23 protein-coding genes and 1 pseudogene are annotated in these 25,995 nt (G+C 73.4%); 10 read left to right on the top strand and 14 right to left on the bottom strand.

Annotated features, from left to right (window positions below):
* Positions 1 to 287 precede the first annotated feature (287 nt).
* Positions 288 to 1,775, top strand: a complete 1,488-nt coding sequence (locus AB0F03_RS00185; RefSeq protein ID WP_361984491.1) for a glutamate synthase subunit beta — start codon at positions 288 to 290, stop codon at positions 1,773 to 1,775.
* 438 nt (positions 1,776 to 2,213) lie between these two features.
* Here AB0F03_RS00185 and AB0F03_RS00190 read toward each other — a convergent pair whose 3' ends face one another.
* Entirely contained in the window at positions 2,214 to 2,744 is a 531-nt protein-coding gene (locus tag AB0F03_RS00190; protein ID WP_361984494.1) for a carboxymuconolactone decarboxylase family protein, read from the bottom strand.
* 46 nt (positions 2,745 to 2,790) lie between these two features.
* Between AB0F03_RS00190 and AB0F03_RS00195 the strand changes: the two genes are divergently transcribed.
* Positions 2,791 to 4,344 (top strand): PLP-dependent aminotransferase family protein, encoded by a 1,554-nt coding sequence (locus tag AB0F03_RS00195; RefSeq protein WP_361984497.1) that lies wholly within the window; start codon positions 2,791 to 2,793, stop codon positions 4,342 to 4,344.
* A 144-nt stretch (positions 4,345 to 4,488) separates the two neighbouring features.
* On the opposite strand, the gene AB0F03_RS00200 is transcribed toward AB0F03_RS00195, so the two are convergent.
* Together AB0F03_RS00200 and AB0F03_RS00205 are read right to left on the bottom strand one after the other, a co-directional pair.
* Entirely contained in the window at positions 4,489 to 4,743 is a 255-nt protein-coding gene (locus AB0F03_RS00200; RefSeq protein WP_361984500.1) for a DUF397 domain-containing protein, read from the bottom strand.
* Positions 4,744 to 5,604: a helix-turn-helix transcriptional regulator gene (locus tag AB0F03_RS00205; protein ID WP_361984503.1), complete on the bottom strand. Its 861-nt coding sequence runs from the start codon at positions 5,602 to 5,604 to the stop codon at positions 4,744 to 4,746.
* Positions 5,605 to 5,868: 264 nt separating this feature from the next.
* Here AB0F03_RS00205 and AB0F03_RS00210 point away from each other — a divergent pair.
* The 3 genes and pseudogenes from AB0F03_RS00210 to AB0F03_RS00220 form a co-directional block, all read left to right on the top strand.
* Positions 5,869 to 6,426 (top strand): annotated as a pseudogene (locus tag AB0F03_RS00210) (ATP-binding protein); the annotation flags it as partial.
* A gap of 461 nt (positions 6,427 to 6,887) precedes the next feature.
* The gene (locus tag AB0F03_RS00215) at positions 6,888 to 7,262 is read left to right on the top strand and encodes a hypothetical protein (RefSeq protein WP_361985792.1); all 375 of its coding nucleotides are present in this window, start codon (positions 6,888 to 6,890) and stop codon (positions 7,260 to 7,262) included.
* A gap of 146 nt (positions 7,263 to 7,408) precedes the next feature.
* Positions 7,409 to 9,433 carry an ABC transporter ATP-binding protein gene (locus AB0F03_RS00220; protein WP_361984506.1) on the top strand — a complete coding sequence of 675 codons (2,025 nt, stop codon included), beginning with the start codon at positions 7,409 to 7,411 and terminating at the stop codon, positions 9,431 to 9,433.
* Between the two features lie 107 nt (positions 9,434 to 9,540).
* Here the strand turns inward: AB0F03_RS00220 and AB0F03_RS00225 are convergent, their stop codons facing one another.
* From AB0F03_RS00225 to AB0F03_RS00235, 3 genes are all read right to left on the bottom strand, one after another.
* Positions 9,541 to 9,717 carry a hypothetical protein gene (locus AB0F03_RS00225; RefSeq protein WP_361984509.1) on the bottom strand — a complete coding sequence of 59 codons (177 nt, stop codon included), beginning with the start codon at positions 9,715 to 9,717 and terminating at the stop codon, positions 9,541 to 9,543.
* A gap of 260 nt (positions 9,718 to 9,977) precedes the next feature.
* Entirely contained in the window at positions 9,978 to 10,640 is a 663-nt protein-coding gene (locus AB0F03_RS00230; protein ID WP_361984512.1) for a DUF899 domain-containing protein, read from the bottom strand.
* 137 nt (positions 10,641 to 10,777) lie between these two features.
* On the bottom strand, positions 10,778 to 12,541 hold the full coding sequence (locus AB0F03_RS00235; RefSeq protein ID WP_361984515.1) for an FUSC family protein: 1,764 nt from the start codon (positions 12,539 to 12,541) through the stop codon (positions 10,778 to 10,780).
* A 359-nt stretch (positions 12,542 to 12,900) separates the two neighbouring features.
* Here AB0F03_RS00235 and AB0F03_RS00240 point away from each other — a divergent pair, with 359 nt between their 5' ends.
* Positions 12,901 to 13,317 carry a RidA family protein gene (locus tag AB0F03_RS00240; protein WP_361984518.1) on the top strand — a complete coding sequence of 139 codons (417 nt, stop codon included), beginning with the start codon at positions 12,901 to 12,903 and terminating at the stop codon, positions 13,315 to 13,317.
* 20 nt (positions 13,318 to 13,337) lie between these two features.
* On the opposite strand, the gene AB0F03_RS00245 is transcribed toward AB0F03_RS00240, so the two are convergent.
* From AB0F03_RS00245 to AB0F03_RS00260, 4 genes are all read right to left on the bottom strand, one after another.
* Entirely contained in the window at positions 13,338 to 14,033 is a 696-nt protein-coding gene (locus AB0F03_RS00245) for a uracil-DNA glycosylase (protein ID WP_361984521.1), read from the bottom strand.
* A 274-nt stretch (positions 14,034 to 14,307) separates the two neighbouring features.
* Positions 14,308 to 14,760 (bottom strand): DoxX family protein, encoded by a 453-nt coding sequence (locus AB0F03_RS00250; protein ID WP_361984524.1) that lies wholly within the window; start codon positions 14,758 to 14,760, stop codon positions 14,308 to 14,310.
* Between the two features lie 97 nt (positions 14,761 to 14,857).
* Positions 14,858 to 15,538: a class I SAM-dependent methyltransferase gene (locus AB0F03_RS00255; RefSeq protein ID WP_361984527.1), complete on the bottom strand. Its 681-nt coding sequence runs from the start codon at positions 15,536 to 15,538 to the stop codon at positions 14,858 to 14,860.
* Positions 15,539 to 15,612: 74 nt separating this feature from the next.
* A complete protein-coding gene (locus tag AB0F03_RS00260) occupies positions 15,613 to 16,524 on the bottom strand; it encodes an acyltransferase domain-containing protein (protein ID WP_361984530.1) in 912 nt (303 codons plus the stop codon).
* 301 nt (positions 16,525 to 16,825) lie between these two features.
* Here AB0F03_RS00260 and AB0F03_RS00265 point away from each other — a divergent pair, with 301 nt between their 5' ends.
* Entirely contained in the window at positions 16,826 to 17,152 is a 327-nt protein-coding gene (locus tag AB0F03_RS00265) for a DUF6343 family protein (RefSeq protein WP_361984533.1), read from the top strand.
* 49 nt (positions 17,153 to 17,201) lie between these two features.
* Here the strand turns inward: AB0F03_RS00265 and AB0F03_RS00270 are convergent, their stop codons facing one another.
* From AB0F03_RS00270 to AB0F03_RS00280, 3 genes are all read right to left on the bottom strand, one after another.
* Positions 17,202 to 17,582, bottom strand: coding sequence for a tetratricopeptide repeat protein (locus AB0F03_RS00270; RefSeq protein ID WP_361984536.1), 381 nt, complete (start codon positions 17,580 to 17,582; stop codon positions 17,202 to 17,204).
* Between the two features lie 49 nt (positions 17,583 to 17,631).
* On the bottom strand, positions 17,632 to 18,273 hold the full coding sequence (coaE, locus tag AB0F03_RS00275) for a dephospho-CoA kinase (RefSeq protein WP_361984539.1): 642 nt from the start codon (positions 18,271 to 18,273) through the stop codon (positions 17,632 to 17,634).
* 66 nt (positions 18,274 to 18,339) lie between these two features.
* Entirely contained in the window at positions 18,340 to 19,278 is a 939-nt protein-coding gene (locus tag AB0F03_RS00280) for a PAC2 family protein (protein WP_361984542.1), read from the bottom strand.
* A 191-nt stretch (positions 19,279 to 19,469) separates the two neighbouring features.
* Between AB0F03_RS00280 and AB0F03_RS00285 the strand changes: the two genes are divergently transcribed.
* Positions 19,470 to 20,429: a right-handed parallel beta-helix repeat-containing protein gene (locus AB0F03_RS00285; RefSeq protein WP_361984545.1), complete on the top strand. Its 960-nt coding sequence runs from the start codon at positions 19,470 to 19,472 to the stop codon at positions 20,427 to 20,429.
* 114 nt (positions 20,430 to 20,543) lie between these two features.
* On the opposite strand, the gene rpsA is transcribed toward AB0F03_RS00285, so the two are convergent.
* Positions 20,544 to 22,049 (bottom strand): 30S ribosomal protein S1, encoded by a 1,506-nt coding sequence (rpsA, locus tag AB0F03_RS00290; RefSeq protein WP_361984548.1) that lies wholly within the window; start codon positions 22,047 to 22,049, stop codon positions 20,544 to 20,546.
* 333 nt (positions 22,050 to 22,382) lie between these two features.
* On the opposite strand from rpsA, the gene AB0F03_RS00295 reads away from it, so the two are divergent.
* Both AB0F03_RS00295 and hrpB read left to right on the top strand, forming a co-directional pair.
* Entirely contained in the window at positions 22,383 to 23,264 is an 882-nt protein-coding gene (locus AB0F03_RS00295) for a class I SAM-dependent methyltransferase (protein ID WP_361984551.1), read from the top strand.
* A 68-nt stretch (positions 23,265 to 23,332) separates the two neighbouring features.
* Positions 23,333 to 25,861, top strand: coding sequence for an ATP-dependent helicase HrpB (gene hrpB / locus AB0F03_RS00300; RefSeq protein WP_361984554.1), 2,529 nt, complete (start codon positions 23,333 to 23,335; stop codon positions 25,859 to 25,861).
* The last annotated feature ends 134 nt before the right edge of the window (positions 25,862 to 25,995 follow it).

A 25,995-nucleotide genomic window follows, 5' to 3' on the forward strand; every position in this document is an offset into this window, starting at 1 on the left:
GAGGCAGGAGGGTCCTGCCGCAGGGTGGGGCAGGGCGCCCTCCGGCCGTGTCCGGCACCGGTCGGCGTGGCCGGCCACCGGGCTACGGGTGGCGGAGAGAGGGAGGTGCTGCCGATGCTGGACCGCCGGCTGGTCGCGTGCCCGAGAAAATCCCGGCAGAAAGCGCTGTCCGCCACTCTGCGGGGTGGGCGGTGCGGACGTATCGTGGCCGGAAGAGCAGCGCCTGCCGAGGCACGGCCCGTCGTACATCCGGTGCCTTCGGTGCCCCGTACGCGAGGAAGACGCCCATGGCCGATCCCAAGGGGTTCATGACCACGCCGCGCCAGGAGTGGCCGCGGCGGCCCGTCGAGGAGCGGGTGCGGGACTGGGACGAGGTGTACGTCCCGGGAGCGCTGCTGCCCATCATCAGCAAGCAGGCCGACCGCTGCATGGACTGCGGTGTCCCGTTCTGCCACCACGCCTGTCCGCTGGGGAACCTCATCCCCGAGTGGAACGACCTGGTGTCCCGGGAGGACTGGCGGGACGCGAGCGACCGGCTCCACTCCACGAACAACTTCCCCGAGTTCACCGGGCGATTGTGTCCGGCACCGTGCGAGGCGGGGTGTGTGCTGGCGATCAACCAGCCGGCCGTCACGATCAAGAACGTCGAGTGTGCGATCGCGGACCGGGCGTGGGAGGAGGGTTTCACCCCGGCCCTGCCGCCCGAGCGGCTGTCCGGGAAGACGGTCGCCGTCATCGGCTCCGGGCCCACGGGGCTGGCCGCGGCACAGCAGCTGACCCGGGCCGGGCACACGGTGGCGGTGTACGAGAAGGATGACCGGATCGGTGGGCTGATGCGGTACGGCATCCCCGCGTTCAAGATGGAGAAGCTGCATCTGGAGCGGCGGATCGAGCAGATGCGGGCCGAGGGGACGAGGTTTCGCACGTCGACGGTGGTCGGGCGGGACGTTCCCGCGACGGAGCTGCGGACCCGGTACGACGCGGTGGTGATCGCCACGGGTGCGACGGCGTGGCGGGAACTTGCGGTGCCGGGCCGGGAGTTGAACGGGATACACCAGGCGATGGAGTATCTGCCGCTGGCCAACCGGGTGTGTGAGGGGGATCTCGAGGTCTCGCCCCTGTCGGCCTCCGGGAGACATGTCGTGATCGTCGGTGGCGGGGACACCGGGGCGGACTGCCTGGGCACCGCGGTGCGGGAGGGGGCCGCGTCCGTGACCCAGCTGGACATCTACGCCCAGCCGGGTGCCGAGCGCGACGAGGACACCGAGCCGTGGCCGACGTACCCGAAGACCTACCGGCTGTCGGGCGCGCACGAGGAGGCCCGGGACCTGCGTACGGCGCCGGCGGCGGACGCGGACGCGCGGCTGTTCGCGGCGTCCACGCTCCGCTTCACCGGGGACGAGAAGGGGCGGGTGCGGTCGCTGCATCTGGTGGAGGTCGACGAAAGGCGGCTCGCGGTGCCGGACACCGAGCGGACGCTCCCCGCCGACCTCGTGCTGCTCGCCCTCGGGTTCACCGGGCCGGACCAGGGGGACGGGCTCATCGAGCAGCTGGGGCTGGCACTGGAGCCGCGCGGCACGATCGCCCGGGACGACGGCTTCGCGACCCGGACGCCCGGGGTGTTCGCAGCCGGTGACGCGGCGCGCGGACAGTCGCTCATCGTGTGGGCGATCGCGGAGGGGCGGGCGGTCGCGGCGGCCGTCGACCGTTATCTGACGGGTCGCTCACGGCTTCCGGCGCCCATAGCGCCCACCGACCGGCCGATGGTGGTCTGAGGGCGGCGTCCGATGACGTCCGGGGGCGGGGCGGCGCACCGCGGTTCCGGCCGGCGCGTTACGGGGCGCGTGGAGCCCGAGTGGTCGAGCGTCGTCGGGGCGGTTGATACGGCCCGCGTTCTCATGGCCCTGCACGCCGACGCCGGGTACCCCGGAGGCGCCCCTCTCAGAGACGGCGATCCCGGCGCCGGCGGGCCCGAGGCGGGCGGCGCCGGCTGTCCGGCGGGACGGGGCCGGGCGGGCCGGGGTCTGCCGTTCGGATTCGGGGTGCGAGGTGTCGGCGGCGCCTGTCAGCGGGGTTGAGCGGGACCCGGTGCGTGTGGCTGCGGCGGCGGTGCCCCCGCGCGAGCGCAGCCGAACGTGGAGGAGTCGTCAGCCGACGACGCCGCGGACGCGCGCCGGGTCCCGCCGCCCGCGGCATGAGCCGAACGACACGCACTAGCGGACGCGTTCGTCGGTGCCCGCCACCTTGCCCGTCGCCAGGGCCACCCGGTTCCACGTGTTGATCGTGAGGATCAGGGCGAGGACGTGGCCCAGTTCCTGGTCGTCGAAGTGGGCGGCGGCCTCGGCGTAGACGGCGTCGGGAACGCCTTGGTCGGCGACCCGGGTCACCGCGTCCGTCAGGGCGAGGGCGGCCTGTTCCCTCGGGGTGAAGAAGTGACGGGCCTCGCGCCAGACGGCGGTCATGTGCAGCCGGTCCTCGCTCTCGCCGGCCTTGCGGGCGTCGTTGGTGTGCATGTGCAGGCAGTAGGCGCAGTGGTTGAGGTGCGAGGCGCGGACCTGGATCAGTTCGACGAGGGACGGGTCGAGGCCTTCGCGGGCGGCGGCGTCGAAGCCGACGAGGGCGCGGAAGACCTTGGGCGCGGCCTTCGCGAGGTTCAGGCGGGGGCGGGCGGTCCTGGCGGCGGCGGTCTCGGTGGCAGCGGTCTCGGTGGCGGGTGCGGGAGTGGCGGTCGTGTGCGTCGTCATGTGTTCAACCTATGCGCCGTAAAGACCGGCGGTAAGGTGCATTTCCATGATGGAATCATGGGTCAATTCCGCCCAGCGCATCGGTGTCGACCTGCACCTGGAGCTGTCGGGGCCGGGCGGCCGGCGGGCGGCGCTGACGCGGGCGCTGCGGGACGCCGTGCGCAGCGGGCGGCTGGCTCCGGGGACCCGGCTGCCGCCGTACCGGTCGCTCGCCGCGGACCTGGGCGTGGCCCGTAACACGGTGGCCGACGCGTACGCGGAACTGGTGGCCGAGGGCTGGCTGACGGCCCGGCAGGGTTCCGGGACCAGGGTCGCCAGGGGTGTGGCCCCGCCGCGTTCCGGCCGGCGCGAGAGCGCCGAGCCGCAGCGGCACGCCGCGGCCCACGCGACCGAGGAGGCAGTTGTACGCGCGCGTGGGCCACGGCACGACCTGCGGCAGGGTGCGCCGGATGCGTCGGCCTTCCCGCGTGCGGCCTGGGCTGCCTCCTACCGTCGGGCGCTGCTGGCTGCGCCGAGCGAGGCGTTCGGGCCGGGTGACCCCGCGGGGCGCCGGGAGTTGCGGGAGGCGCTGACGGAATACCTGGCTCGCGCGCGAGGGGTGCGCACCGAGCCGGACCGGATCGTGATCTGCTCGGGCTTCGGGCACGCCCTTCGGCTGCTGTTCGCGGGGAACAGGCCGGGCACGCCGGGCGGCCCTGGCAGCCTTGGTGGGCCCAACAGGTCCGACGGACCCGACGGACCCGACAGGCCCGGCAGGCCGGGTGCCGGTGGCGTGCTGCGCGGTCCGCTCGGCGTGGAGGCGTACGGGCTGGACTTCCACCGGGGTCTGCTCGCCGCGGCCGGCGTGCGCACCGTACCGCTGCCGCTGGACGAGGACGGGGCGCGGGTCGAGGCGCTCGGACGGGAGCGGGCCGTACTGCTCACGCCCGCGCACCAGTTCCCGACGGGCGGCCCGCTGCACCCCGAACGCCGGGCGGCGGTGATCGACTGGGCACGCGCGCGGGACGCGGTGGTGCTGGAGGACGACTACGACGGCGAGTTCCGGTACGACCGCCGGCCCGTCGGCGCGCTCCAGGGCCTCGATCCGGAACGGGTGATCTACATCGGCTCGGTCAGCAAGAGCCTGTCACCGGCGCTGCGGCTGGGCTGGATGGTTCTGCCCAGCCGCTGTGTGGAGCCGGTGCTGGCGGCGAAGGGCGTGCGGGAGGGGTGGGCGAGCGCGCCGGACCAGCTCGCCCTCGCGGACTTCGTCGCCGGTGGGTCGTACGACCGTCATGTGCGGCGGATGCGGCAGAGGTACCGGCGCCGGCGGGACCGGCTCGTCGCCGCGCTCGCCGTGCACGCGCCGCACATCGAGGTGACCGGTATCGCGGCCGGGCTGCACGCGGTGCTGCGGCTGCCGCCCGGTACGGAGGGGCCCACGGTGAGCGCCGCCGCACGGCAGGGCATCGCCCTCGACGGTCTCGCCGGTTTCCGGCACCCGGACGCGGAGGGGGACATGACGATGGGCGAGGGGCTGGTGGTGGGGTACGCGGCTCCGGCCGAGCACGCCTACGGTGCGGCGCTTCAGGCGCTGTGCGGGGTGCTGCCGCAGGGGTGACGGCCGGGGTGACGCCGGATGCCCGAGCCGCCACCGAGCCCCGTCGGACGCGTCGGCGGTGCGGGGTTGCCTGGTCGGTCGGCTTGCGCGGGAGAGGGCGGTGGGAACGTCGGCGCGTCACCGGAGGAGGCCGTGCGACGAGGTTCAGGACAGCAGGAAGTCGGCCGCCCCCGCCTTGGCGCCCTCGATGAACGCGGTTATCTCGGCCGTCGTGTAGATCAGCGCGGGCCCGTCCGGGTCGGTGGACTGGCGTACCGCGACCCGGCCGTCGGCCAGCTTCATCGCCTCCAGGCAGTTCCCGCCGTTACCGCCGCTCCACGGCTTGTGCCACCCCTCGCTGCCCAGCTCCCGCGCGGGCATCCCGTTGTAGACGCGTCCGCGCGGCTTGATGCGGTCCATTCACAGCTCCTTGCGGAGATCCCGGAGGATCTCCTTCGTGCGTCGTGCCGTGGCGGCCTGCGCCGCCATGCGGTCCATGACCTCCAGGTGGGTCGCCACCTCGGTGCGCGCGTCCAGGTAGACGGCGCCGGTCAGGTACTCGCTGTAGACCATGTCGGGCAGTTCCGGCATGGCGAACCGGAACAGCACGAAGGGCCCGTACGTTCCTGGATGCGGCCCGTTGGCGAACGGGGCGACCTGGAGCGTCACATGGGGCAACTTCGTGGCCTCGAGCAACTTGTCGATCTGTGCGCGCATCACCTCCGGGCCACCCACCGGGCGGCGCAGGACCGTCTCGTCCATCACCGCCCAGAAACGGGGGGCGTCGGCACGGGTGAGCAGTTCCTGGCGTCGCATGCGCAGCGCGACGTGCCGCTCCATGTCGTCCGGGCTCGTCTGCCCCACGGCACCGGATTCCAGCACCGCGCGCGCGTAGTCCTCCGTCTGGAGCAGGCCGGGGACGAAGTGCGGATCGTAGGAGCGGATGAGGGCGGCGGCACCCTCCAGGCTGACGTACATCGAGAACCAGCCCGGCAGGATGTCGTGGAACCGCTGCCACCAGCCGGGTCTGTTGGCCTCCTCGGCCAGCCGCACGAAGGCGTCGGCCTCTTCGTCGGGGACGCTGTAGGCCTTCAGCAGCAGTTGCAGGTAGGGGATCTTGAGGCTGACCTCGGCCGTCTCCATGCGGCGGACGGTGGCGGGGGCGACGTGGAGGACGCGGGCGGCCTCCTCGCGCTTCAGACCGGCGCGTTCCCGCAGGTCCAGGAGGCGCCGGCCGAGGACCACCTGGCCCACGGTCGGCGCGGACCGCGGTTCGCTCACGCTGCCACCTCCACCGAAGGCTCCGGAACCCCCAGGGCTCCGGCTCCGGGCTCCGGAGCTCCCGAAAAGCTCCACCGAAAGTTTCCTGACAGCCCTACGGCGCCATTCGAAAGTACATTCGAAGACCGGACCGGTTCTCCGACGACCTCAATTGGCGCCGCTCGTGGTGCTGTTGCGAGCAGTGTGCCACGACCTCTGACCGAGTCATACAGCACTCTGCAATTTTCAGAGTGACACTTGCCAAGTGTCCGCGGCAGGGCGATAGTGACATGCGTGATTCCGTCCGCGCCTTTAGGAACAGACGCCTCCGCAGACCGCCCCGGTCTCGGTGCTGCGGCGGGGGCTCCCCCTCAGAGGGGCGCCGCCGAGCGCAGGTTCCGCTTCGAGCTGGCCGCCCATCCGGGTTCCGTCGCCCGGGCGAGACACCTGACACGCGCCCGGTTGTCGGGGTGGTCGGTGTGCGCGGACACCTGCGACGACGCGGCCCTGGTCATGTCCGAGCTGGTCACGAACGCGGTCGTGCACACCGTCAGCAGCCGGGTCGTGTGTGAGTTGCACGAGCACGGCGACGTGGTGCGCATAGCCGTGCACGACGAGGGCTGTGCCCCTGGTGAACCCCACCCGTCCGCGCAGCGGCCCGACGAGGAGCACGGGAGGGGGTTGCTTCTCGTCGACGCGCTGTGCCGGGCCTGGGGGGTCCAGGGGTACGGCCCCGGACTGCTGGTCTGGGCCGAGCTGACCCACCGGACCGACACGGCCCACGACACCGCCGAGCCGCGCGACGACCTCGGCTGGGGCGCCCGCCCCAGGCCGGGCCGCCCGGACGACTCCGGCGACGACCAGGAGACCGAGGCCGACGGGCACGAGCCGGAGCGGCACCGGCAGGGAGAGCCGGAGCAGCACCGGCAGGGGCAGTCGCAGCCGCATCGTCCTAGGGTGCCGGAGCAGCCCGGCCCAGGAATGCCGGAGCAGCACCGTCCGGGAGGGTCGGATCAGCACCGGCATCCCGCCGCAGGTCAGCCCCCGCACCGGGCGGCCGACCAGCACCGGCACGCGGCGGCGGACGGGCATCAGCACGTGAGCCCGGACCAGCCGCACCGGCAGGGCAAGCGTCCGGATCAGTACCGGTACGCGGCACCCGGCGAGCCCCTGCACCACGCCCCCGGCCAGTACCGCCGCGGGGAGCGCGCGTGACCGGCCTCGGTGCGCTCGGCGGTTCCGGCCGGTCCGCCGGCACCGGTGCGGGCCACGAGGTCACCGTCGGCCTGGACTCCCTGGTGCGCATGCAGCGTCGCCGGCCGGCCGCGGATCCGGTCCGCCGGCTCCAGGTGCCGGACGGCATGACGGTCCCGCTCGGCTGTGACGCCGTAGCCGTCCCCGACCGTCTCGGTCCACTCGTCGTGCCCCTGCTGCCACGGCTGGGGTGCGTGTACACCGACGGTTCCCACTGGTGGTGGATCGTCCCGTCGGACTCCGACTACGCCCTGCCGTGGCCGTACCCGGCGCACTATGCCACCGGTGCCCTGATCAACGGCACCGCGAGGCTCATCCACCGGCCGGAGGGCACGGTTCCGTACACCCCGCCGATCCCGCTCTATCTCGCGCTGTGCCGGGTGACGGGTACGGCCCCGGACTGGTCGAGGGCCGTCCCGGCCTAGCCGCGGCACCGGCGTGCGCCGTCATCGCGGTCCCCCGCACCGTGCTCCCGTGCCCCCTCCGCGCCCCCCGTACGTCGGTTCGCGCCCTGCCCAGTCGGTGCGCCGGCCGCGATAGTGGCCGTTTCCGGTGGGCGCGGGAGGTCGTGGTGGGGAAGAGACGGGAGGCGGTCCAGCCCGCGGTGTCGGAGTCGGAGCGGCTGCTCTTCGGCGGGCCGCTGCGGTACGACATGGGCTGGAACGAACACGCGGACGCCTTCCTGGAGCTGGGCTTCCGGGCGATGATGACCCGGCTCCCGGGCATGCTGGCGTCGAGTCTGCGGCTGGCCCGGCAGGCCGACCCGCGGGCCGCCCGGGTGGTCCTGGCCGCGGAGGTGGGCCGGGGCGTGACCCAGGCGGTGAGCCTGCTGGCGGTGAACAACGCGCTCGGCAAGCTGCTCACCGGGCCGGACATCGGGCAGCGGCTGCGCTCGGCGGCCCCCGCCCTGGTCGTGCTGGCCGGCGTGCTGCTGCTGGCCGCGCTCCTGCGGGCGGCCTCGATCTACGCCACCGGGCGGCTGGAGCCCAAGGTGGAGCGGGTGGCGACCGAGCTGTATCTGGAGCGGGCGGCGAACGTGGAGCTGGCCGCGATCGAGGACCACGCCTTCCACAAGCTGCTGGACACGGCGCAGTACGGCGCCCGGTCCACCCGGCACATGATCGGGCACGGCACCCGGGTGATCAACTCGATCATCTCGCTGGTCACCGCGGCGGGCGTGCTCACCGTGCTGCATCCGGGACTGCTGCCGCTGCTGGTCACCATGACCCTGCCCAGCGCCTGGAGCGCGCTGACCAACGCCCGGCGCCGCTACGAGTCCTTCCACACCTGGGTGCAGCACGCGCGGGCCGGCCAGCTGATCGGCAACCTGCTCACCGAGCCGGCCGCCGCCCCCGAGATCCGGGTGCACGGGATGGGACCGTTCCTCCTGCGTCACTTCCGGTCCATGTCGGAGACCGCCGAGGCGGAACAGGCCCGGTTGTCCCGGCTGGCCGCCCGCACCGGTCTGATCGCCGCGAGCTGGACGGGGCTGGCGACCCTCGCGACGTACGCGACGCTGGGCGCGTTGCTGCTGGCCGGCGCGATGGCGCTGTCGGTGGCGGGTACGGCGGTGATCGCGGTCCGTACGGGCGCGGCGAGCCTGGACACGCTGGTCCTGGCGGTCAACGAGCTGCACGAGGAGGCCTTGTTCGTGGGCGATCTCCAGCGGCTGTACGTCGAGGCGGCCGAGCGGGCCATCCCCGTGGGCGGGGAGCCGCTGCCGGAGCACCCGGAGGAGATCCGCTTCGAGAACGTCACCTTCAGCTACCCGCGCGACCCGCAGCCACGGACGCAACCACGGACGCCGGACGCGCACCCGGAGGACACCGGTGAGCGGAGCACCTCGCGTCCAGCTCTGGACGACGTCACCCTCACCCTGCCACTCGGGCGGATCATCGCGCTCGTCGGCGAGAACGGCTCGGGCAAGACCACGCTCGTCAAGCTGCTCGCGGGCCTGTACACGCCGGACCGGGGCCGGATCCTGTGGGACGGCGTCGATGCCGCCCGCGCCGACCGGCGGCTGCTCGCCGAGCGCGTCGCGATGGTGGCACAGGACTTCAAGCGCTGGCCCTTCACCGCACGGGTCAACGTGGCCGTCGGCCGCTCCGGTGCACCCATGACGGAGGAACGGCTGGCCATGTCGGTCGCCGAGGCCGGGGCCGCGGACGTGGTCGCGGATCTGCCGCGTGGCCTGGACACCCTGCTGGCCCGTAACTTCAGCGGCGGTCACGAGCTGTCCGGCGGCCAGTGGCAGCGGCTCGGCATCGCACGGGCCGCGTACCGGCGCGGGAGCATCCTGATCGTGGACGAGCCGACGGCGGCGCTGGACGCGCGGGCCGAGCTGGAGGTGTTCGAGAAGATCCGGGCGCTGGCGGGCGGTGGGCAGACGGTGGTCCTGATCACCCACCGGTTGGCGTCGGTCCGGCACGCCGACCTGGTGCACGTGCTGGAGCACGGCCGTCTGGTGGAGTCCGGCACTCCGGAGCAGCTGCTGGCCAGGGGCGGTGTGTACGCCGAGCTGTACACACTCCAGGCGGACCAGTTCACGGCGAAGGCGGCGGCATCGCGGAAGGTACCGGCGCCGAAGCCGGCCTGAACCGTTCCCACCGGTACCGCGCCGCCCTGAGCCGCTCCGGCCCGAGCCCCTCCGACCGGGGCCGCTCCGGCCGGGGCCGGCGGGCGATCCGGCGCCGGCTCACCGGCTCACTCGCTGACCTCGCTCCCCCGCACGATCACCAGGAACGTGTCCGTGGCGAGATCCATGACGACCTCCGCGGCCAGCCCCTCCAGACGTCGTGCGTGCGCGAACTCCTCCGCGGGCCAGGATCCCCGCGGACCACCGGCGGAAAAGCGCTCGAGCACCGTTCGCCCGTTCACCATCTCGCACCTCCAGAAAGCGTCGTACGTGTAGGAGTTAACGCTCTGGAGAGGGGAAACGCCTCGCTCAGTGACGCGACTGATACCTTCTCGACACCTGGTCGGCGCGGACCGTGAGGATCCGTTCACCTTGTGACACGAACAGGACCATGAGTGTCCGGTTCCGGAGACGTGGCGGGGCCGTCCGTGTCATCAGTCGTACTGGTCGTCATCAGTCGATTCGTCGTCATCAGTCGTACTGGTCGTCATCAGCCGACTCGTCGTCACCCCTCGTACTCGTCGTGGAGGCGGAGGCGGTCGCTGCCGGCGGGGCTGCGGCCGAGCGCCGTCAGATCGAGCAGGCCGGTGGTGGTGCCGAGTCCGTCCAGTCCCCCGTCGTACACCGAGTACGTGTGGAAGACCCTGTCGTGGTCGCGGAGGAAGCAGCTGAGCCCGGGACGCTCGACCAGCTCTCCGTCCGACTCGACGGTGGCCTCGAAGTCACGGTTGAAGTCGCGGCCGGGGTCGTGGCCGCAGTCCCCCGAGGAGTACCAGGGCACCGCCCAGCCCATCCGGGCCTTGAACGGCAGGATCCGGGTGAACGGCGCCCGGGAGACGGCCGCGAAGGAGGTGTTCCGGGCGCGCAGGTGGGCGAGGTGGCCGACCTGGTCCAGGAAGGCCGCGCAGCACGGGCAGCCGCTCGTCCATTCCGGCGCGAACGCGAAGTGGTGGACGACGAGCTGGGCGCGCCCCTCGAAGAGGTCGAGGAGAGTGGCCTTGCCGTCGCCGCCCTCGAAGACGTACTCCGCGTCGACCTCGGTCATGGGCAGCCGCCGCCGCTCGGCGCCGAGCACCTCACGGGCCCGTCTGGCCGCCTCCTCCTTGCGCAGCAACTCCTCGCGCGCCGCGCGCCACTGCTCACGCGAGACGATCTCCGGAAGCGACATGGGCCCTCCTGTCCGACGGTCGGTTCGGGGTGGTGACCGTCGGTGGGAGCGGAACTCATCGCCCGGTGCGGAGCGTTTTCCGGCCAGTCTCGTGCGGGCGCCGGCGCGACTCGTACCGCCCGGAACCCGCGGGCCGGTCACGCCGCCAGGGGCAGCGGCGCCCGCTCCCCGCGCGTCTCCAGCTCTCCCAGTGCCTCCCGCAGTTGCCGCGTGTGCCGGGGGCCGAGCCGGCCGGTGTCGTCCAGCTGCACGGCGCAGGCCGTCGTCGTGTCCACCAGCCGTTCCAGCACCTCGGCGACGGCGTCCGTGCCCTCGGTGTGCCGGGCGAGGGCGGGCAGTTCGGCGGCGGCCAGCGCGATGGCGGTGCGGGCCTCGGCGAGGGTGCGGTAGGCCTCCCGGCGCAGCGCCCACCGTTCGGCGCGGTCGCCGGACTCGCCGAGGACGTGCAGGAGGTAGGCGTGCGCGGCGTTCTCGGCCGCGGCCAGCCGGGACCTCACCCCGCCGCCGCGCTGCCCCGGCATCGGCAGGTGCCCGACGAGCAGCACGAGTGCGCAGGCCAGCAGGGTCTCGCCGATCCGGCCGACGGAGGCCTGCGGTTCCCCGCCGGCCATGACCAGGGCGAGGACGAGGACGGTGACGACGGCGGTGAGCGCCGCGAAGTGCCGGGTGGCGACCGGTACGAGGGCGCCGCACACCGCGACCAGCGCGACCAGTCCGGCCGGACGGGGCAGGAGCGCCGCGCAACCGGCGAACACCAGGGCGCCCAGCACGGTGCCGGCGGCCCGGCACAGCACCCGGGAGGCGAGCGGGCCGAGATCGGGTTTGACGAGGAAGACGGCGGTGGCGGGCAGCCAGTACCAGTGTTCGTGCTGCCCGTACCAGCGGGCGTGGTGCAGGGCCTGGGCGATGGCGGCGCCGGCGCCGAAACTGAGGGCGACGCGCAGCCCGTACTCGCGGCCGCCGGCCCCCAGCGCGGCACGCAGCGCCCGCCGGACACCGCGGCGCCGGCCGGGCGGCCCGTGGTGGGCGCCCTCGCCCCGGTCGAAGACCTCGGCGGTACGCAGCAGGGCGTCGTCCAGGGCGCGCAGGGCGGGCGCCGACCGGGGCGGCGCGGGCAGCGGGCCGGGCCCTGTACCGGTGCGGATCGCCGCGGCGAGCAGCCGCGGACCCTCCGCCGTCCGCGCCGGCACCGGCTCCCCCGCCCAGTACAGGGCGGTGGCGGCCTCGGCGAGCGGCAGCGCCGCCGCGAACCGGGCGTGCAGCCGGCGCTCGGCGGCGGAGCCGGCGTACCGGCGCAGGCGGGGTCCGGCGAGGGCGTCCTGGGCGTGGTCGAGGGCGGCGGTGAGCGCGGCCCGCCGGGCGGTGGCGTGCTTCCCGCCCACGGCGTCGAGGAGCGCGGCGACCGCGTCGTACACCTCGGCGACCGCTGCCCGCTCCCCGTCGAACCGGAAGTCCCCGGGGAACGAGCCGGGGGTGGGCAGGGCCAGCCGCAGCACGAGCAGCCAGCCGGCCCCGGCGAGGAAGGCCAGGGCACGCTGCCAGCCGGGCTCGGCCGCCGGCATCCCGGCCCCGACGGCCGCGGCGACCAGCAGCTGGGTCCCGGCGGCGGAGGCGACGGGCCCGACCGCGCTGACGGCTCCGGCGACCAGTCCCAGCAGGGTGAGAGCCAGGGTCAGCGGTACGGCGGTCAGACCCTGCCCGGCGTAGGTGCCCACCAGCAGCCCGAGGGCGCCGGCCAGCGCGGGCGCCCCCAGCCGCTTCACGGAGACCCGCCGGCTGCCGGGCCGGTCGTTGATGCCGGCGAGCATCGCGGCGATGGCGGCGAGCACCCCGACGGCCGTCCGCCCGCCGAGCAGGCCGGCGAGCAGCAACGGCCCGGCGGCGAGCGCGCCCCGGGTCACGGCACTCCAGGGAACGGGACCGCGCTGAGCACGGAAGGCGTGGGCGAGCCAGGGGGGTGTGGCGGGCCGGTACACGGGGCTCCTGTCCGTACGAGGGCGGGGTGGGCCTTCGGACGACGGCGGCCGGCGGATGTTCCCACCGTAGAGCCTGTTCCCGGTGCGAACGGTGTGACCACGTTTCGCCCATGTGAAAGGTGCCGGGGCGGCCGGTTTCTTTATGAACGCAATCCCGGACCGCCCTCCCGCGACACCCGGCGGCGGCCCGGCGCCCGCCCCGGGACGCGTAATCCGGATGCGTCACGGGCGGAAGGGGGCGATCATCGGGCAGTTGCCCGCAGACCGCACCAGGAGTCGCTTCCATGATCCAGCGCGTCACCGTCCCCACTCTGTTCCCGCCGCCCACCTACTCCCACACCTCCGTCGTGGAGGCCGGCACCAGACTCGCGTTCCTCGCCGGGGCGGTGCCGCTCACCGCCGACGGCGAACTGGTGGGCCCGGGGGACCCCGTACGCCAGGCCGAGCAGGTCATCGCCAACCTGCGCGAGCAACTGCACGCCGTCGGCAGCGACTTGCAGCATGTGCTCGCGACGGAGGTGTACGTGGTCAGCAGCGAGACCGCGACACTGTCCGCCGTGTGGGAGGTGGTCGAGGCGTCCGGTCTGAGCCGGGGACCGCACTCGTCCACGCTGCTCGGCGTGGCCTGCCTCGGATACACCGGGCAGCTGGTGGAGATCACGGCCACGGCCGTGGTGCCGGAAACACCTGACCGGCCCTGAAAGCGATCCGCCGGCAGCCGTCACAGCAGCCCGGCCGTTCTCGCCGCCGTGCGCAGCACCTCGCGCAGCATCTCGGGGGTGAGACGGCCGGTGAAGGTGTTGCGCTGGCTGACGTGGAAACAGCCGAACAGGTCGAGGCCGTCGAGCGCGACCCGGGTGCCGTGGGCGAAGGCCGGCCGGGGGCGGGGCACGGTCCAGCCCGCTTGCGCGAACGCGGGCAGCGCGGCCTGCCAGCCGAAGGCACCGAGCACGACCGCGGCCCGCAGCGTCGGGCGGAGCAGCGTCAGCTCCTGGACCAGCCAGGACCGGCAGGTGTCGCGCTCACCCGGGGTCGGCTTGTTGTCGGGCGGGGCGCAGTGCACGGGCGCGGTGACACGGACGCCGTACAGCTCCAGGCCGTCGTCGGCACGGACGGACGTGGGCTGGGAGGCGAGCCCCACGTCGTACATCGCCTGGTAGAGCACGTCACCGGAGCGGTCGCCGGTGAACATCCGGCCGGTGCGGTTGCCGCCGTGCGCGGCCGGGGCCAGACCGATGATCACCAGCCGGGCGTCGGCGGGGCCGAAGCCCGGGACCGGCCGCCCCCAGTACGTCTCGTCGGCGAACGCGGCCCGCTTGGTACGGGCCACCTCCTCGCGCCAGGCGACCAGCCGGGGGCAGGCCCGGCAGTCGGCGACGCGCCGGTCGAGACGGGCGAGGGCACTGCTGTCGTCCATACCGTCCCGTGTGCCCCGAGGTGCTCGGGCGAACGCGGCATCCGGCGCCCGAACGCGCAGATCAGCCCACTGCCGGCGCGGCCGGACGGCCGGGGCGGACCCGGGGCGGCCGGGACAATCGGGGCGGCCGGTCTCATGACCGCGCGCGGCGCCGCACGGAGGGCCGCCACCGCCGCTGCCCCAAGCGGCTCAAACCCGGGCCCGCTGACATCTGCCGGCCCCCCGCCTGCCCGTCAGCGTGGGCGTCCGCGGCGGGGGTCGACCGTCAGGGCTGTCAGCGTCGGCGCAGCAGGCCCAGCAGGTCCCTGTTGTGCTGCCGCCGGGCCCAGGCGATCAGGAGGAGGGGTACGACGAGGATCAGCGGGGTCGCCGCGTTCTGGCCGTCGAACGCGGTGAGCTGGACGATGAACGCGCCGACCATGAGCGCGCTGAGGGCGAGGGCGGCCACGGACTGGAGCACCGGTGTCAACAGCGCGACGGCCCCGGCGAGTTCCAGCGCGCCGATCGTGTACATGGCCCCGCTGCCCCAACCCATTCTGTCGAAGGACTCGACGGCCGACGGGTGCGCGATGAGCTTGGGCAGGGCGCTCGCGACGCCGTAGAACAGGGCGAGCAGCACCTGCACGGTCCGCAGGGCGATCCGGAGCCCGCGTGCCCGGCCGGTGACGGGCGAGCCGAGGCCGCTGGTGGGTGTCGTGGTGCCGGTGGGGGCGGTGCTCTCCGACATGGATGTCTCCTGGTGAGGCGGCGAAGCGGTGCCGGTTGCTTTCACCGACGTAGACCGGCCGGACACCGGAAACTCATCGCCGCGGCCCCGGCCGCCGTCACGCCCTGGGCAGTGCCCTCACCCAGATACCGTCCGGGGTGAGATACGCGTCCACCGCCAGTCCCGCCTCCGCCAGCGCCGACTCGAACTGCTCCTTGGTCAGGGGCCGGGACAGGAACGTCTGTGTCCAGACCGCGTCCGGGAACACATACTCGGCGTGCACCGAGTTCACCCCGTCCCCGACCGGTTCCGCCAAGACGATCCGCACGGTGAGGCCGCTCGGGTCGACCCGCTCTCTCGGCACATCGGAGTGGTAGTCCTCGCCCTCACGCTGGATGAGCACACAGCCGCCCTCCCCCACATGCCGGACGCAGGCGCGCAGCAGCTTTCTGCGCACCTCCTCGTCACCGGCGTGCACCAGGAACGACGCGAGCATCACCACGTCGAACGTCTCCCCCAGGTCGAGACCCTCGATGGGACTGCATATCGTGCGCGCCCCGCGGACCCGGGCCAGCATGTCGGCGGACTCGTCCACCGCCGTGACCGTGAAGCCGCGCTCCAGCAGGGCGTGGGTCACCCGGCCCGCACCGCTGCCCAGTTCCAGAATGTGCGCCCCCGCCGGTACCGCCGCGGCGATGACGTCCGGCTCGCCGCCCACCGGCAGCCGGGTGTACAACTCCACCGCGCAGCCGTCCGGGGTGATCGCACCCGGTCCCGTGCCCTCGTGTCCCTCACGCATGTCGACCCTCATGCCCGGACAACGGCCCGCACCCGCACGCCCGTTCCCCCCCTCCCCCGATTCACCCGTTCGAGCTATCCAGCGCGGAACGGGAACCATCCGTGCCCGATGTACCAGTGGCCGCCCGCCCGCAGATGGTCGCCGACCGCCCGCTCCACGGACGTGCGGCGGGGCAGTCCGGCCACCGGCAGGTCCGGGTCCCCGAAGACGAACCGGACCGGCTCGGCGTCGGCCGGCGCCGTCTTGTCGCAGGCGATGCGGAACCGTTCCTGGAAGCGGACGATGCCGGATTCGGCGGGCAGGTGACGTCGCAACTGCGGGTCGAGGAGCCAGGAGTGGCACAGTACGGCGCCCGGCCGTTCCCCGGGGAAGTGCCGGGGGAAGAACGCGCGGGCGAGCGCCAGGGAGCGGTCGCAGGCGGACGGGGTCAGCGGGCCGTGGAAGTCGGGGACGTGCAGGTTCAGGCAGGGTGTGCCGGGTGCCGCGGCCAGTCCCGCCGCCGCCGTCACCCGGGCGTCACGGTCCCCGAGCCGCGCCCGCTCGAACTGCAAGCGGCCCAGCTGGTACAGCTCCCCGCGGAAATGGCGCACCAGCCAGCGCCGCGACCGCACGCCCGTCCTGCCGTGCCGCCCGCGGTACGCGGCCATGTTCCGGCCCAGGTCCGCCAGGGTGCGCCGGGAGATCTCGGCCGGGATGCCGCGCGCCCGGTGATACGCCCGTGTCCGCGGGAGGGCGGCGAGGAAGACGTACACGGGGAAGACGTCGGCCAGTTCGGCCGGGGCCGCGGCGAACGGCTCGGCCAGGTCGGGTGTGCGGCCCGTGTCCCACGGTTCCCGGAGCAGTTCCTCGACGCAGTCCGTCAGGAGCCTGAGCGTGCCCGGGTCAGCGGTCACCCCGCGCCGGCGCGCGACGAGCTCGTTGATGTCCTCGTGCGGTACGGCCAGGTCGAGGAGGAGTTCGGGCAGGTCGTCGGCGTCCGGCAGCACGTGCGGTTCCCCCCTTTCGGTTCCGGTGGACGGCGTCGCCGCGCACGTCTCACCGAGCGTGACCGGCGGTGGTCGGCTTCCGCTCTCCCGGCGCCGCCCGAGGTCGCCCCGCGCGCGTTGCATCACGCCGAGTCGCCCTCCCTGCCCCGGTGCCGTCCGGCCGGCTCCCGCTCCACGTCGAGAGCATGTCGGGCGCCGGCCCGCTCCACCGCGCCGGACGCCGCTCCCCCGTGCTCCGTCGGGCGTTGATGTGCGTCATCATCGAAGAGTACGGTGCGAAGAGGAGTGGAGTGGTGGCCCGATGCGTACCGGCAGCGAACCGAGAACCGCGCGCAGCCCCCTGCGGGCGCGGTTCTGGCTGAGTGTGTGGGGGCTGCTGTGGGCGTTCCTCGGCACGGCGGTGTTCGCGCTGGCCGGGCGCACCGGCTGGGCGGTGGCCTGCGGGGTGCTGTCACTGGTGGTCGCCGTCGACATGGCCATGATCCTGAGGCATCTGCGCCAGGGCCCGCACTACCAGCCGGGCCGTGACATCCCGCCGTACCAGCCGCCGGAATCCGGACCGCCCCACCCGCGGCCCCCCTACCCCCGGCCGCCCCGTCCCGGGCCGCCCAGACACCGGCACCCGTGATCGACGGCACGGGCGCACCGGCCGGCCGGGCAGGCGGGCCGGCCCGCCGTCAGGCCTCGAAGCGCGCGGCCTTCAGATAGTCCGGGTTCGGGTCGAGCGCGGCGGCCAGCCGGAAGTGGCGCTTGGCCTGCTCGGGACGGTTCTGGCGCTCGTAGGTGCGGGCCAGCGCGAAGTGCGCGAAGGCGTTGTCCGGCTCACGTTCCAGCACGATGGTGAACTCAAGCTCGGCCGGCCGCAGTTGCGCCGCGGCGAAGAAGGCTCGCGCGCGCAGCAGCCGGGCGGCGGTGTTCTCGGGGTGGGCGGCGATGACTCCGTCGAGCAGCTTCACCGCGCCCAGGGGGTCCCGCGCGTTGAGCAGCTGCTCGGCCGCACGGAAGTCGATCACATGGGTTTCCGGCGTAGGTCCGATGGAACCGCTGGTCTCGGGCACGACTGAGTCCTTCCCTCACTCCACCGCTGCAACGCCCCCTGCCGGACCGCTATTCCGCGGCCGCACCGCCCTCGCCCGGCGTACGGTCCCCGCCCCGGCGCGCTCGCCGTACGAGGTCGTCCCAGACCTCGGCGACGCGCTCCCTCAGCGCGTCCAGGGGTACGTCGTTGTCGATCAGGATGTCGGCGATCTCCCGGCGTTGCTCGCGGGTCGCCTGCGCGGCCATACGCGCGCGTGCGTCCTCCTCGGTCATCCCGCGCAGCCGGACCAGCCGGTCGAGCTGGGTCTCGGGGGCTGCGTCGACGACGATCACCACGTCGTAGAGCGGCGCGAGGCCGTTCTCGGTGAGCAGCGGCACGTCATGGAGGACGACGGCGTCCTCGGCCGCCGCGCTCTCCAGCTCGCGGGACCGGGCGCCCACCAGGGGGTGCACGATCGAGTTGAGGACGGCGAGCTTCTCGGGATCGGCGAAGACGATCGAGCCGAGCCGGGGCCGGTCGAGGCTGCCGTCGGCGGTGAGCACGTCGGTGCCGAAGGCATCGGCCACGGCGGCGAGGCCGGGGGTGCCGGGCGCCACGACCTCGCGTGCGATGCGGTCCGCGTCGATCAGCACGGCCCCGTGCTCCACGAGCAGCCGTGACACCTCGCTCTTGCCGGCGCCGATCCCGCCGGTCAGGCCCACTGTCAGCATGGGCGGAAGCTTAGGCCCTGCCGTGGCCGGCAAAACCGGCGGCGGCCGGTCCGAGGAAGCCGGGGGTCAGTTCTCGCCCTCGCGCTCCGCCAGGAAGCGCTCGAATTCCTGACCGATCTCGTCGGCCGACGGGATCTCCACCGCCTCGGCGAGCATGTTGCCCCGGGTCTCGGCGCCCGCCGCGGCGTCGTACTGGTGTTCCAGGCCCTGCACGAGCGCGGTCAGCTCCTCGTCGCCCTCCTGGATCTGCCGGTCGATCTCGGTCTGTGTGCGGTGCGCGTCCGTGCGCAGCGCGTGCGCGACGCCGGGCAGGACCAGGCCGGTGGCGGCCGTGATCGCTTCCAGGACGGTCAGGGCCGCGTCCGGGTACGGGGAACGGGCGATGTAGTGCGGGACGTGCGCGGCGACACCCAGGACGTCGTGCCCGGCTTCCATGAGGCGGTACTCGACCAGCGCCTCGGCGCTGCCGGGCACCTGGGCCTCCTCGAAGGGGCTGCGGTGGCCGGGGACGAGGTCGTTGCGGTTGCCGTGCGGGGTCAGACCCACGGGCCGGGTGTGCGGGACGCCCATGGGGATGCCGTGGAAGTTCACGGACAGGCGGACGCCGAGCCGCTCCACCAGCTGCCGCACCGCCGCCGCGAACCGCTCCCACTCCACGTCCGGCTCCGGGCCCGACAGCAGCAGGAACGGGGCGCCGGTGGTGTCCTGGACGAGGTGGACCTCGATGGCCGGGACGTCGTAGTCGGTCCAGCGGTCCCGCTTGAAGGTCAGCAGGGGCCGGCGGGCGCGGTAGTCCACGAGCCGGTCGTGGTCGAAGCGTGCCACGAGCTGGTGGGGCAGCGAGTCGAGCAGCCGGTCCACGATCTGGTCGCCGGTCTCACCCGCGTCGATGTATCCGTCGAAGTGGTAGAGCATGACCAGGCCGGCCGACTCCTGGGCGAGCGCCATGTCGACCACGGCCAGGCCCTTCGGCTCCCATGCGTACAAACCCTGCGGATCAAGCACTGTGACCGCCCCTCCTCGTGTTCCCCTCCCACAACGCGACCTGGAGCGGGGGAATTCCCGCGACACGCCGCTGATCAGCGATCTCGCGCGCGACCTCTTGACGGTCCGTCACCTGGTCCGTACCTTCACGACGACCAGCATTCATGCTGAAGTCCGTTGTTCATATAGGCGAACGTACGACAGGAGCACTCATGCGCGCACGCACGTCGCTCATCCCCCTGCTCGTCCCCACCCTCGCCGCCGGCGGACTGCTTCTGGCCGCCACCGGCCCGGCCTCGGCCGCCACCGTCGAGGTCACGACCGCGGCGCAGCTGAAGACCGCCCTCGGCGCCGCCCGGCCCGGCGACACGATCCACCTGGCGGACGGCACCTACACCGGCAACTTCAAGGCGTCGACGCCGGCCACGGCTTCCGCGCGCATCACCCTCACCGGCTCGCCGCGGGCCGTACTGACGGCCGGCGGCGGCTACGGCCTGTACCTGAACGGCGCCTCCTACTGGACGGTCAGCGGCCTGACCGTGACCGGCGGCCAGAAGGGCATCATGATCGACGCGGCCAGGGGGGTCGTCGTGGACGGCGTCACGGTGCACGGCCTGGACATGGAGGGCGTGCACTTCCGCGACTCCAGCACGGACGGCGTGATCAGGAACTCGAGGATCTACGACACCGGGAACGACGGCCGCGGCATGGGCGAGGGCGTGTACGTGGGCACCGCCAACACGCTCACCGACCGGAGCGACCGCATCCAGATCGTGGGCAACACGATCGGCCCGGACGTGGGCGGCGAGAACGTCGACATCAAGGAGGGCACGACGGGTGCCCGGATCATCGGCAACACCTTCGACGGCAGCGGCCTCACGGGCGCGAACTACGACGACTCCTGGGTCGACGTGAAGGGTAACGACGTCCTCGTGCAGGACAACACGGGCAGCCACACCGCCAACGACGGCTATCAGACCCACACCCAGCAGCCCGGCTGGGGCTGCGGCACGGTCTTCAGGGGCAACCGGTCGACACTGACCGGCGCGACCGGCGCGACACGTCTGGCGATCGACGTCACCGACGACAGCGCCGCCTGCCGGACGACCGTCTACAGCACCAACACGGTGACCGGCGGCAGCGGCCTGACCAACGTCCCGGTGACGCCGTAGGCACAGTCGGGGTGCGGCCCGGGAGGAGCCGGCGGCCCGGGGAACGCCTGAGGGACCGTACCTCGAAAGGTACGGCCCCTCAGCCGACTATCGGCTAAGCCTCAGCGACAGCGATCAGCTCTGGCCGCCGGCCAGCTTCTCGCGCAGTGCGGCCAGCGCCTCGTCCGAGGCCAGGGCACCGGAGGTGTCCGCACCCTCGGAGGAGTACGAACCGCCGCCGCCACCACCGGTGGACGCGGCCGGAGCCGCAGCCTCGCCACCCTCGGCCGCAGCGGCCTCGTCGGCCTCGCGGGACTTGATGACCTGCTGCTGGTGCTGCTCGAAGCGGGACTGCGCCTCGGCGTACTGGTGCTCCCACGCCTCCCGCTGGGTCTCGTAGCCCTCGAGCCAGTCGTTGGTCTCGGGGTCGAAGCCCTCGGGGTAGATGTAGTTGCCCTGGTCGTCGTACGACGCGGCCATGCCGTACAGGGTCGGGTCGAACTCGACCGAGGCCGGGTCGCTGCCGAACGCCTCGTTGGCCTGCTTCAGCGAGAGGCTGATGCGACGACGCTCGAGGTCGATGTCGATGACCTTGACGAAGATCTCGTCGTTGACCTGGACGACCTGCTCCGGGATCTCCACGTGGCGCTCGGCCAGCTCGGAGATGTGGACCAGACCCTCGATGCCCTCGTCCACGCGGACGAACGCACCGAACGGAACCAGCTTCGTGACCTTGCCGGGCACGACCTGGCCGATCTGGTGGGTGCGGGCGAACTGCTGCCACGGGTCTTCCTGGGTCGCCTTCAGCGACAGGGAGACGCGCTCGCGGTCCATGTCCACGTCGAGAACCTCGACGGTGACCTCCTGGCCGACCTCGACAACCTCGGAGGGGTGGTCGATGTGCTTCCAGGACAGCTCGGAGACGTGGACCAGGCCGTCGACGCCACCCAGGTCCACGAAGGCACCGAAGTTGACGATCGAGGAGACCACGCCGGAGCGGACCTGACCCTTCTGGAGGGTCGTGAGGAAGGTCTGGCGGACCTCGGACTGGGTCTGCTCGAGCCAGGCACGGCGGGACAGGACCACGTTGTTGCGGTTCTTGTCCAGCTCGATGATCTTGGCCTCGAGCTCCTTGCCCACGTAGGGCTGGAGGTCGCGGACACGGCGCATCTCGACCAGCGAGGCCGGAAGGAAGCCGCGGAGGCCGATGTCGAGGATGAGACCACCCTTGACGACCTCGATGACGGTACCGGTGACGATCCCGTCCTCTTCCTTGATCTTCTCGATGGTGCCCCAGGCACGCTCGTACTGGGCGCGCTTCTTCGAGAGGATCAGGCGGCCTTCCTTGTCCTCCTTCTGGAGAACAAGGGCCTCGATCTCGTCACCGACGGCGACGACCTCGTTGGGGTCGACGTCGTGCTTGATCGAGAGCTCGCGGCTCGGGATCACACCTTCGGTCTTGTAACCGATGTCGAGCAGGACCTCGTCCCGGTCGACCTTCACGATGACGCCGTCGACGATGTCGCCGTCGTTGAAGTACTTGATCGTCTCGTCGATCGCGGCGAGGAAGGCTTCCTCGTTACCGATGTCGTTGACCGCTACCTGCGGGGTGGTGGCGGTGGTCTCGGTGCTGCTCGTCATGTGGGAAAGGGCTCCGGTACGGACATTGAAGTCGTAGGTACTGCTTACGCCGGGAGCCCGTTTCGCTCTGAAGAAGCCGGACAGCCAAGGAAGCGCCACTTGAGCACCGGATGCCCGGTGGCGCCTCGACAACCGAGGGGACATACAACAGATGCGAGCGCAGCCTGCTACGTCTGAGGAGCGCAGGCCCGCAGCGCAACTTGTAGCATACGGGGGCAGCCGGGCAGGGTCAATGCGCGAAGGCGCACACCCGGGGCGGATCACCGCATACCCGGCAGAAGAAATGTCTCAGCGGGCCGCGCGGGCCCGCGGAAGTCCTTCCGTGGGGCCCCGGTGCGGGTTGGACGGAAGAGTACGACGAGGGAGCCGATCATCCAAGAGCCGGAGACGTACGAACCGGAGGGCTCCGAGGGGTTCGAGCCGGAGGCCACCAGGCGTGACGCGGACGTCACGGAGAGCGCGCGGGCCAACCGGGGCTGGTGGGACCGCAACGCCGACGAGTACCAGACCGAGCACGGCACGTTCCTCGGCGACGACCGCTTCGTGTGGGGTCCGGAGGGCCTGGACGAGGTGGAGGCCGAGCTGCTCGGCCCGCCGGAGGAGCTGAAGGACAGGGCGGTACTGGAGATCGGCGCGGGCGCGGCCCAGTGCGCGCGCTGGCTGGCCGCGCAGGGCGCCCGCCCGGTGGCCCTGGACCTCTCGCACCGGCAGTTGCAGCACGCCCTGCGGATCGGCGGGTCGTTCCCGCTCGTCTGCGCCGACGCCGGCGCGCTGCCCTTCGCGGACGGGTCCTTCGACCTGGTCTGCTCCGCGTACGGGGCGCTGCCGTTCGTGGCCGACCCGCGGCTGGTGCTGCGCGAGGCGCACCGGGTGCTGCGGCCGGGTGGCCGGTTCGTGTTCTCGGTGACCCATCCGATCCGCTGGGCGTTCCCGGACGAGCCGGGCCCCCAGGGCCTGACGGTGGCCTCCTCGTACTTCGACCGCACGCCCTACGTGGAGCAGGACGAGGACGGCCGCGCGGTCTACGTGGAGCACCACAGGACGCTCGGCGACCGGGTGCGGGACATCGTGGCGTCGGGCTTCCGGCTGGTGGACCTGGTGGAGCCGGAGTGGCCGGCCTGGAACACCTCCGAGTGGGGCGGCTGGTCGCCGCTGCGCGGGAACCTGATCCCGGGCACGGCGGTCTTCGTGTGCGAGCGGGACCGGATCTCCTAGGCAGCGTCCCCTTGGCGCCGCGCACGCGCGCGTGGGGACGGTTCTCGCCGTCGTACGACACTGGGGGCGTGATCCGTGACGACGCCCTGGACGCGCTGCCCGTGCGCTCCGCCCTGCCCGCCCTGACCGACGCCCTGGAGGGGGGCGGTGCCGCCGTGCTGGTGGCGCCGCCCGGCACGGGTAAGACGACCCTGGTGCCGCTGGTGCTCGCGGGGCTGGTCGGCGGCGGTCCCGCGCGGCGGGTGGTGGTGGCCGAGCCGCGGCGGATCGCGGCCCGGGCGGCGGCCCGGCGCATGGCCTGGCTGCTCGGTGAGAAGCCGGGCGGCAGCATCGGGTTCACGGTGCGCGGCGAGCGGGCCGTGGGGCGGCACACGCGCGTGGAGGTCGTGACGACCGGCGTGCTGTTGCAGCGGCTCCAGCGCGACCAGGAGCTGGCCGGTACGGATGCCGTCGTCCTCGACGAGTGCCATGAGCGGCATCTGGACGCCGACACCGTGGCGGCGTTCCTGTGGGACGTGCGGCAGGCGCTGCGGCCGGACCTGCGGCTGGTGGCCGCGTCGGCGACCACCGACGCCGGGGGGTGGGCGCGGCTGCTCGGCGGGGCGCCGGTGGTCGAGGCGACGGGCGTGGCGCATCCCGTGGACGTGGTGTGGGCTCCCCCGGCGCGTCCGGTACGGCCGCCGCACGGGATGCGGGTCGATCCCGCGCTGCTGGCCCACGTGGCGGCGGTGGTGCGGCGGGCGCTGGCCGAGCGGGAGGGGGACGTGCTGTGCTTCCTGCCCGGCGTCGGTGAGATCGCCCGCGTGGCCGGACAGCTGGGGGATCTGGGCGCGGTGGACGTCCTCCAGGTGCACGGGCGGGCGCCGGCCGCGGTGCAGGACGCGGTGCTGGCGCCCGGGGAGCGGCGCCGGGTGGTGCTGGCGACGTCCGTGGCCGAGTCGTCGCTGACGGTGCCCGGGGTGCGGGTGGTGGTGGACTCCGGGCTGGCGCGGGAGCCGCGGGTGGACCACGCGCGCGGGCTGAGCGGGCTCACGACCGTGCGGGCGTCGCGGGCGGCCGGGCGGCAGCGGGCGGGGCGGGCCGGGCGGGAGGCGCCGGGGGCGGTGTACCGGTGCTGGACGGAGGCCGAGGACGGCCGCCTGCCGGCTTTTCCGGCGCCGGAGATCAAGGTGGCCGATCTGACCGCGTTCGCCCTTCAGGCGGCCTGCTGGGGCGATCCGGACGCCTCCGGGCTGGCGTTGCTGGATCCGCCGCCGGGCGGGGCGATGGCCGCGGCGCGGGAGGTGCTGACGGCCGTGGGCGCGGTGGACTCCACGGGGCGGGCCACGGAGCTGGGTGTCCGGCTGGGCCGGCTGGGGGTGCATCCGCGGCTGGGACGGGCACTGCTGGACACCTCGGGCGGGGGCGCGGAGGTCGTCGCGCTGCTCTCCGAGGAGGTGCCGAGGGAGTACGGCGACGATCTCGCGGGTGCTCTGCGGCGGGCCCGGCACGGGGGTGACGCCTATGCGGGGCGGTGGGCCGCGGAGGTGCGGCGGCTGCGGTCCGTCTCGGCGGAGTCCTCCCCGCCGCCCGCCCGCAAGGCCGGCCCGGGCGGCGCCGTCCGGGTCGGACCGGGCCTCGGCGACGACCGCCTCGCCGGGACCGTGGCGTCGCTTGCCTTCCCCGAGCGTGTCGCCAGGCTGGACGGCGGGTCGTACCTCATGGCCTCAGGGACGCGGGTCGAGCTGGGTGAGGGGTCGGCGCTGCGGGGGGCGCCCTGGATCGTGGTCGCGGTCGCCGGCCGGCCCGCCGGAACGGGGCACGCGCGTGTGCGGCTCGGGGCCGCCGTACCGGAGGACGTGGCGCGGGACGCCGCGGCGACGCTCTTGGAGGAGCGGGAGGAGGTGCACTGGGCCGACGGGGACGTCGTGACCCGGCGCGTGGCGCGGCTGGGGGCGATCGAGCTGGCCGTACGGCCCCTGCGGGACGCGCGTCCGGCCCTCGTACGCGTCGCCCTTCTGGACGGGCTCCGCCTGGAGGGGTTCGGGCTGCTGCGCTGGTCCTCCGGGGCGGAGCTGCTGCGGCAGCGGCTGGCGTTCCTGCGTACGCACCTCGGCGAGCCGTGGCCGGACGTGTCGGACGAGGCGCTGCACGCGCGCGTGGACGAGTGGCTGGAGCCCGAGCTGGGCCGGGCCCGGCGGCGGGCGGATCTCGGGCGGATCGACGCCGGGCAGGCGCTCGCGCGGCTGTTGCCCTGGGCGGGCGGGGAGGCCGCCCGGCTGGACGAGCTGGCACCCGAGCGGGTCACCGTGCCGAGTGGGTCCAGGATCCGGATCGACTACGGGGATCCGGAGCGGCCGGTGCTCGCGGTGAAGCTCCAGGAGCTGTTCGGGCTTCAGGAGACGCCGGCCGTGGCGGGGGTGCCGCTGCTCGTGCACCTGCTCTCCCCCGCCGGACGGCCCGCCGCCGTCACGGCCGACCTCGCCTCCTTCTGGCGGGACGGCTACCGGGCCGTCCGCGCGGAGCTGCGCGGACGCTATCCCCGGCATCCGTGGCCCGAGGACCCGGCGACGGCTCGGGCGACCCGGCACACGAAGGCGCGGGCGGACCGGGCCTGACCGCAGGCAAGCGCGGGGCGAGCGGTTCGAGGGCTCGGCGCCGGTTTTTGACGGTGTATCAGTTCGAGGTCATGGCAGTGCGTGGGTGAAGTGAAGAAAGTGGGCGCCCGTCCCGCCGGAGCGGGAAGGGCGCC

Origin of the sequence: Streptomyces sp. NPDC028722 (genome assembly GCF_040637655.1) — a bacterium.
Lineage (GTDB): Bacteria > Actinomycetota > Actinomycetes > Streptomycetales > Streptomycetaceae > Streptomyces.

Bases quoted from the DNA above. Each gene is read 5' to 3' on its own strand.
- AB0F03_RS00265 (WP_361984533.1), top strand. From the start codon at position 16,826: ATGCGTACCGGCAGCGAACCGAGAACCGCGCGCAGCCCCCTGCGGGCG.
- AB0F03_RS00285 (WP_361984545.1), top strand. From the start codon at position 19,470: ATGCGCGCACGCACGTCGCTCATCCCCCTGCTCGTCCCCACCCTCGCC.
- AB0F03_RS00250 (WP_361984524.1), bottom strand. From the start codon at position 14,760: ATGTCGGAGAGCACCGCCCCCACCGGCACCACGACACCCACCAGCGGC.
- AB0F03_RS00245 (WP_361984521.1), bottom strand. From the start codon at position 14,033: ATGGACGACAGCAGTGCCCTCGCCCGTCTCGACCGGCGCGTCGCCGAC.
- AB0F03_RS00255 (WP_361984527.1), bottom strand. From the start codon at position 15,538: ATGCGTGAGGGACACGAGGGCACGGGACCGGGTGCGATCACCCCGGAC.
- coaE (WP_361984539.1), bottom strand. From the start codon at position 18,273: ATGCTGACAGTGGGCCTGACCGGCGGGATCGGCGCCGGCAAGAGCGAG.
- rpsA (WP_361984548.1), bottom strand. From the start codon at position 22,049: ATGACGAGCAGCACCGAGACCACCGCCACCACCCCGCAGGTAGCGGTC.
- AB0F03_RS00185 (WP_361984491.1), top strand. From the start codon at position 288: ATGGCCGATCCCAAGGGGTTCATGACCACGCCGCGCCAGGAGTGGCCG.
- AB0F03_RS00230 (WP_361984512.1), bottom strand. From the start codon at position 10,640: ATGTCGCTTCCGGAGATCGTCTCGCGTGAGCAGTGGCGCGCGGCGCGC.
- AB0F03_RS00195 (WP_361984497.1), top strand. From the start codon at position 2,791: ATGATGGAATCATGGGTCAATTCCGCCCAGCGCATCGGTGTCGACCTG.
- AB0F03_RS00200 (WP_361984500.1), bottom strand. From the start codon at position 4,743: ATGGACCGCATCAAGCCGCGCGGACGCGTCTACAACGGGATGCCCGCG.
- AB0F03_RS00190 (WP_361984494.1), bottom strand. From the start codon at position 2,744: ATGACGACGCACACGACCGCCACTCCCGCACCCGCCACCGAGACCGCT.
- AB0F03_RS00215 (WP_361985792.1), top strand. From the start codon at position 6,888: ATGCAGCGTCGCCGGCCGGCCGCGGATCCGGTCCGCCGGCTCCAGGTG.
- AB0F03_RS00240 (WP_361984518.1), top strand. From the start codon at position 12,901: ATGATCCAGCGCGTCACCGTCCCCACTCTGTTCCCGCCGCCCACCTAC.
- AB0F03_RS00225 (WP_361984509.1), bottom strand. From the start codon at position 9,717: ATGGTGAACGGGCGAACGGTGCTCGAGCGCTTTTCCGCCGGTGGTCCG.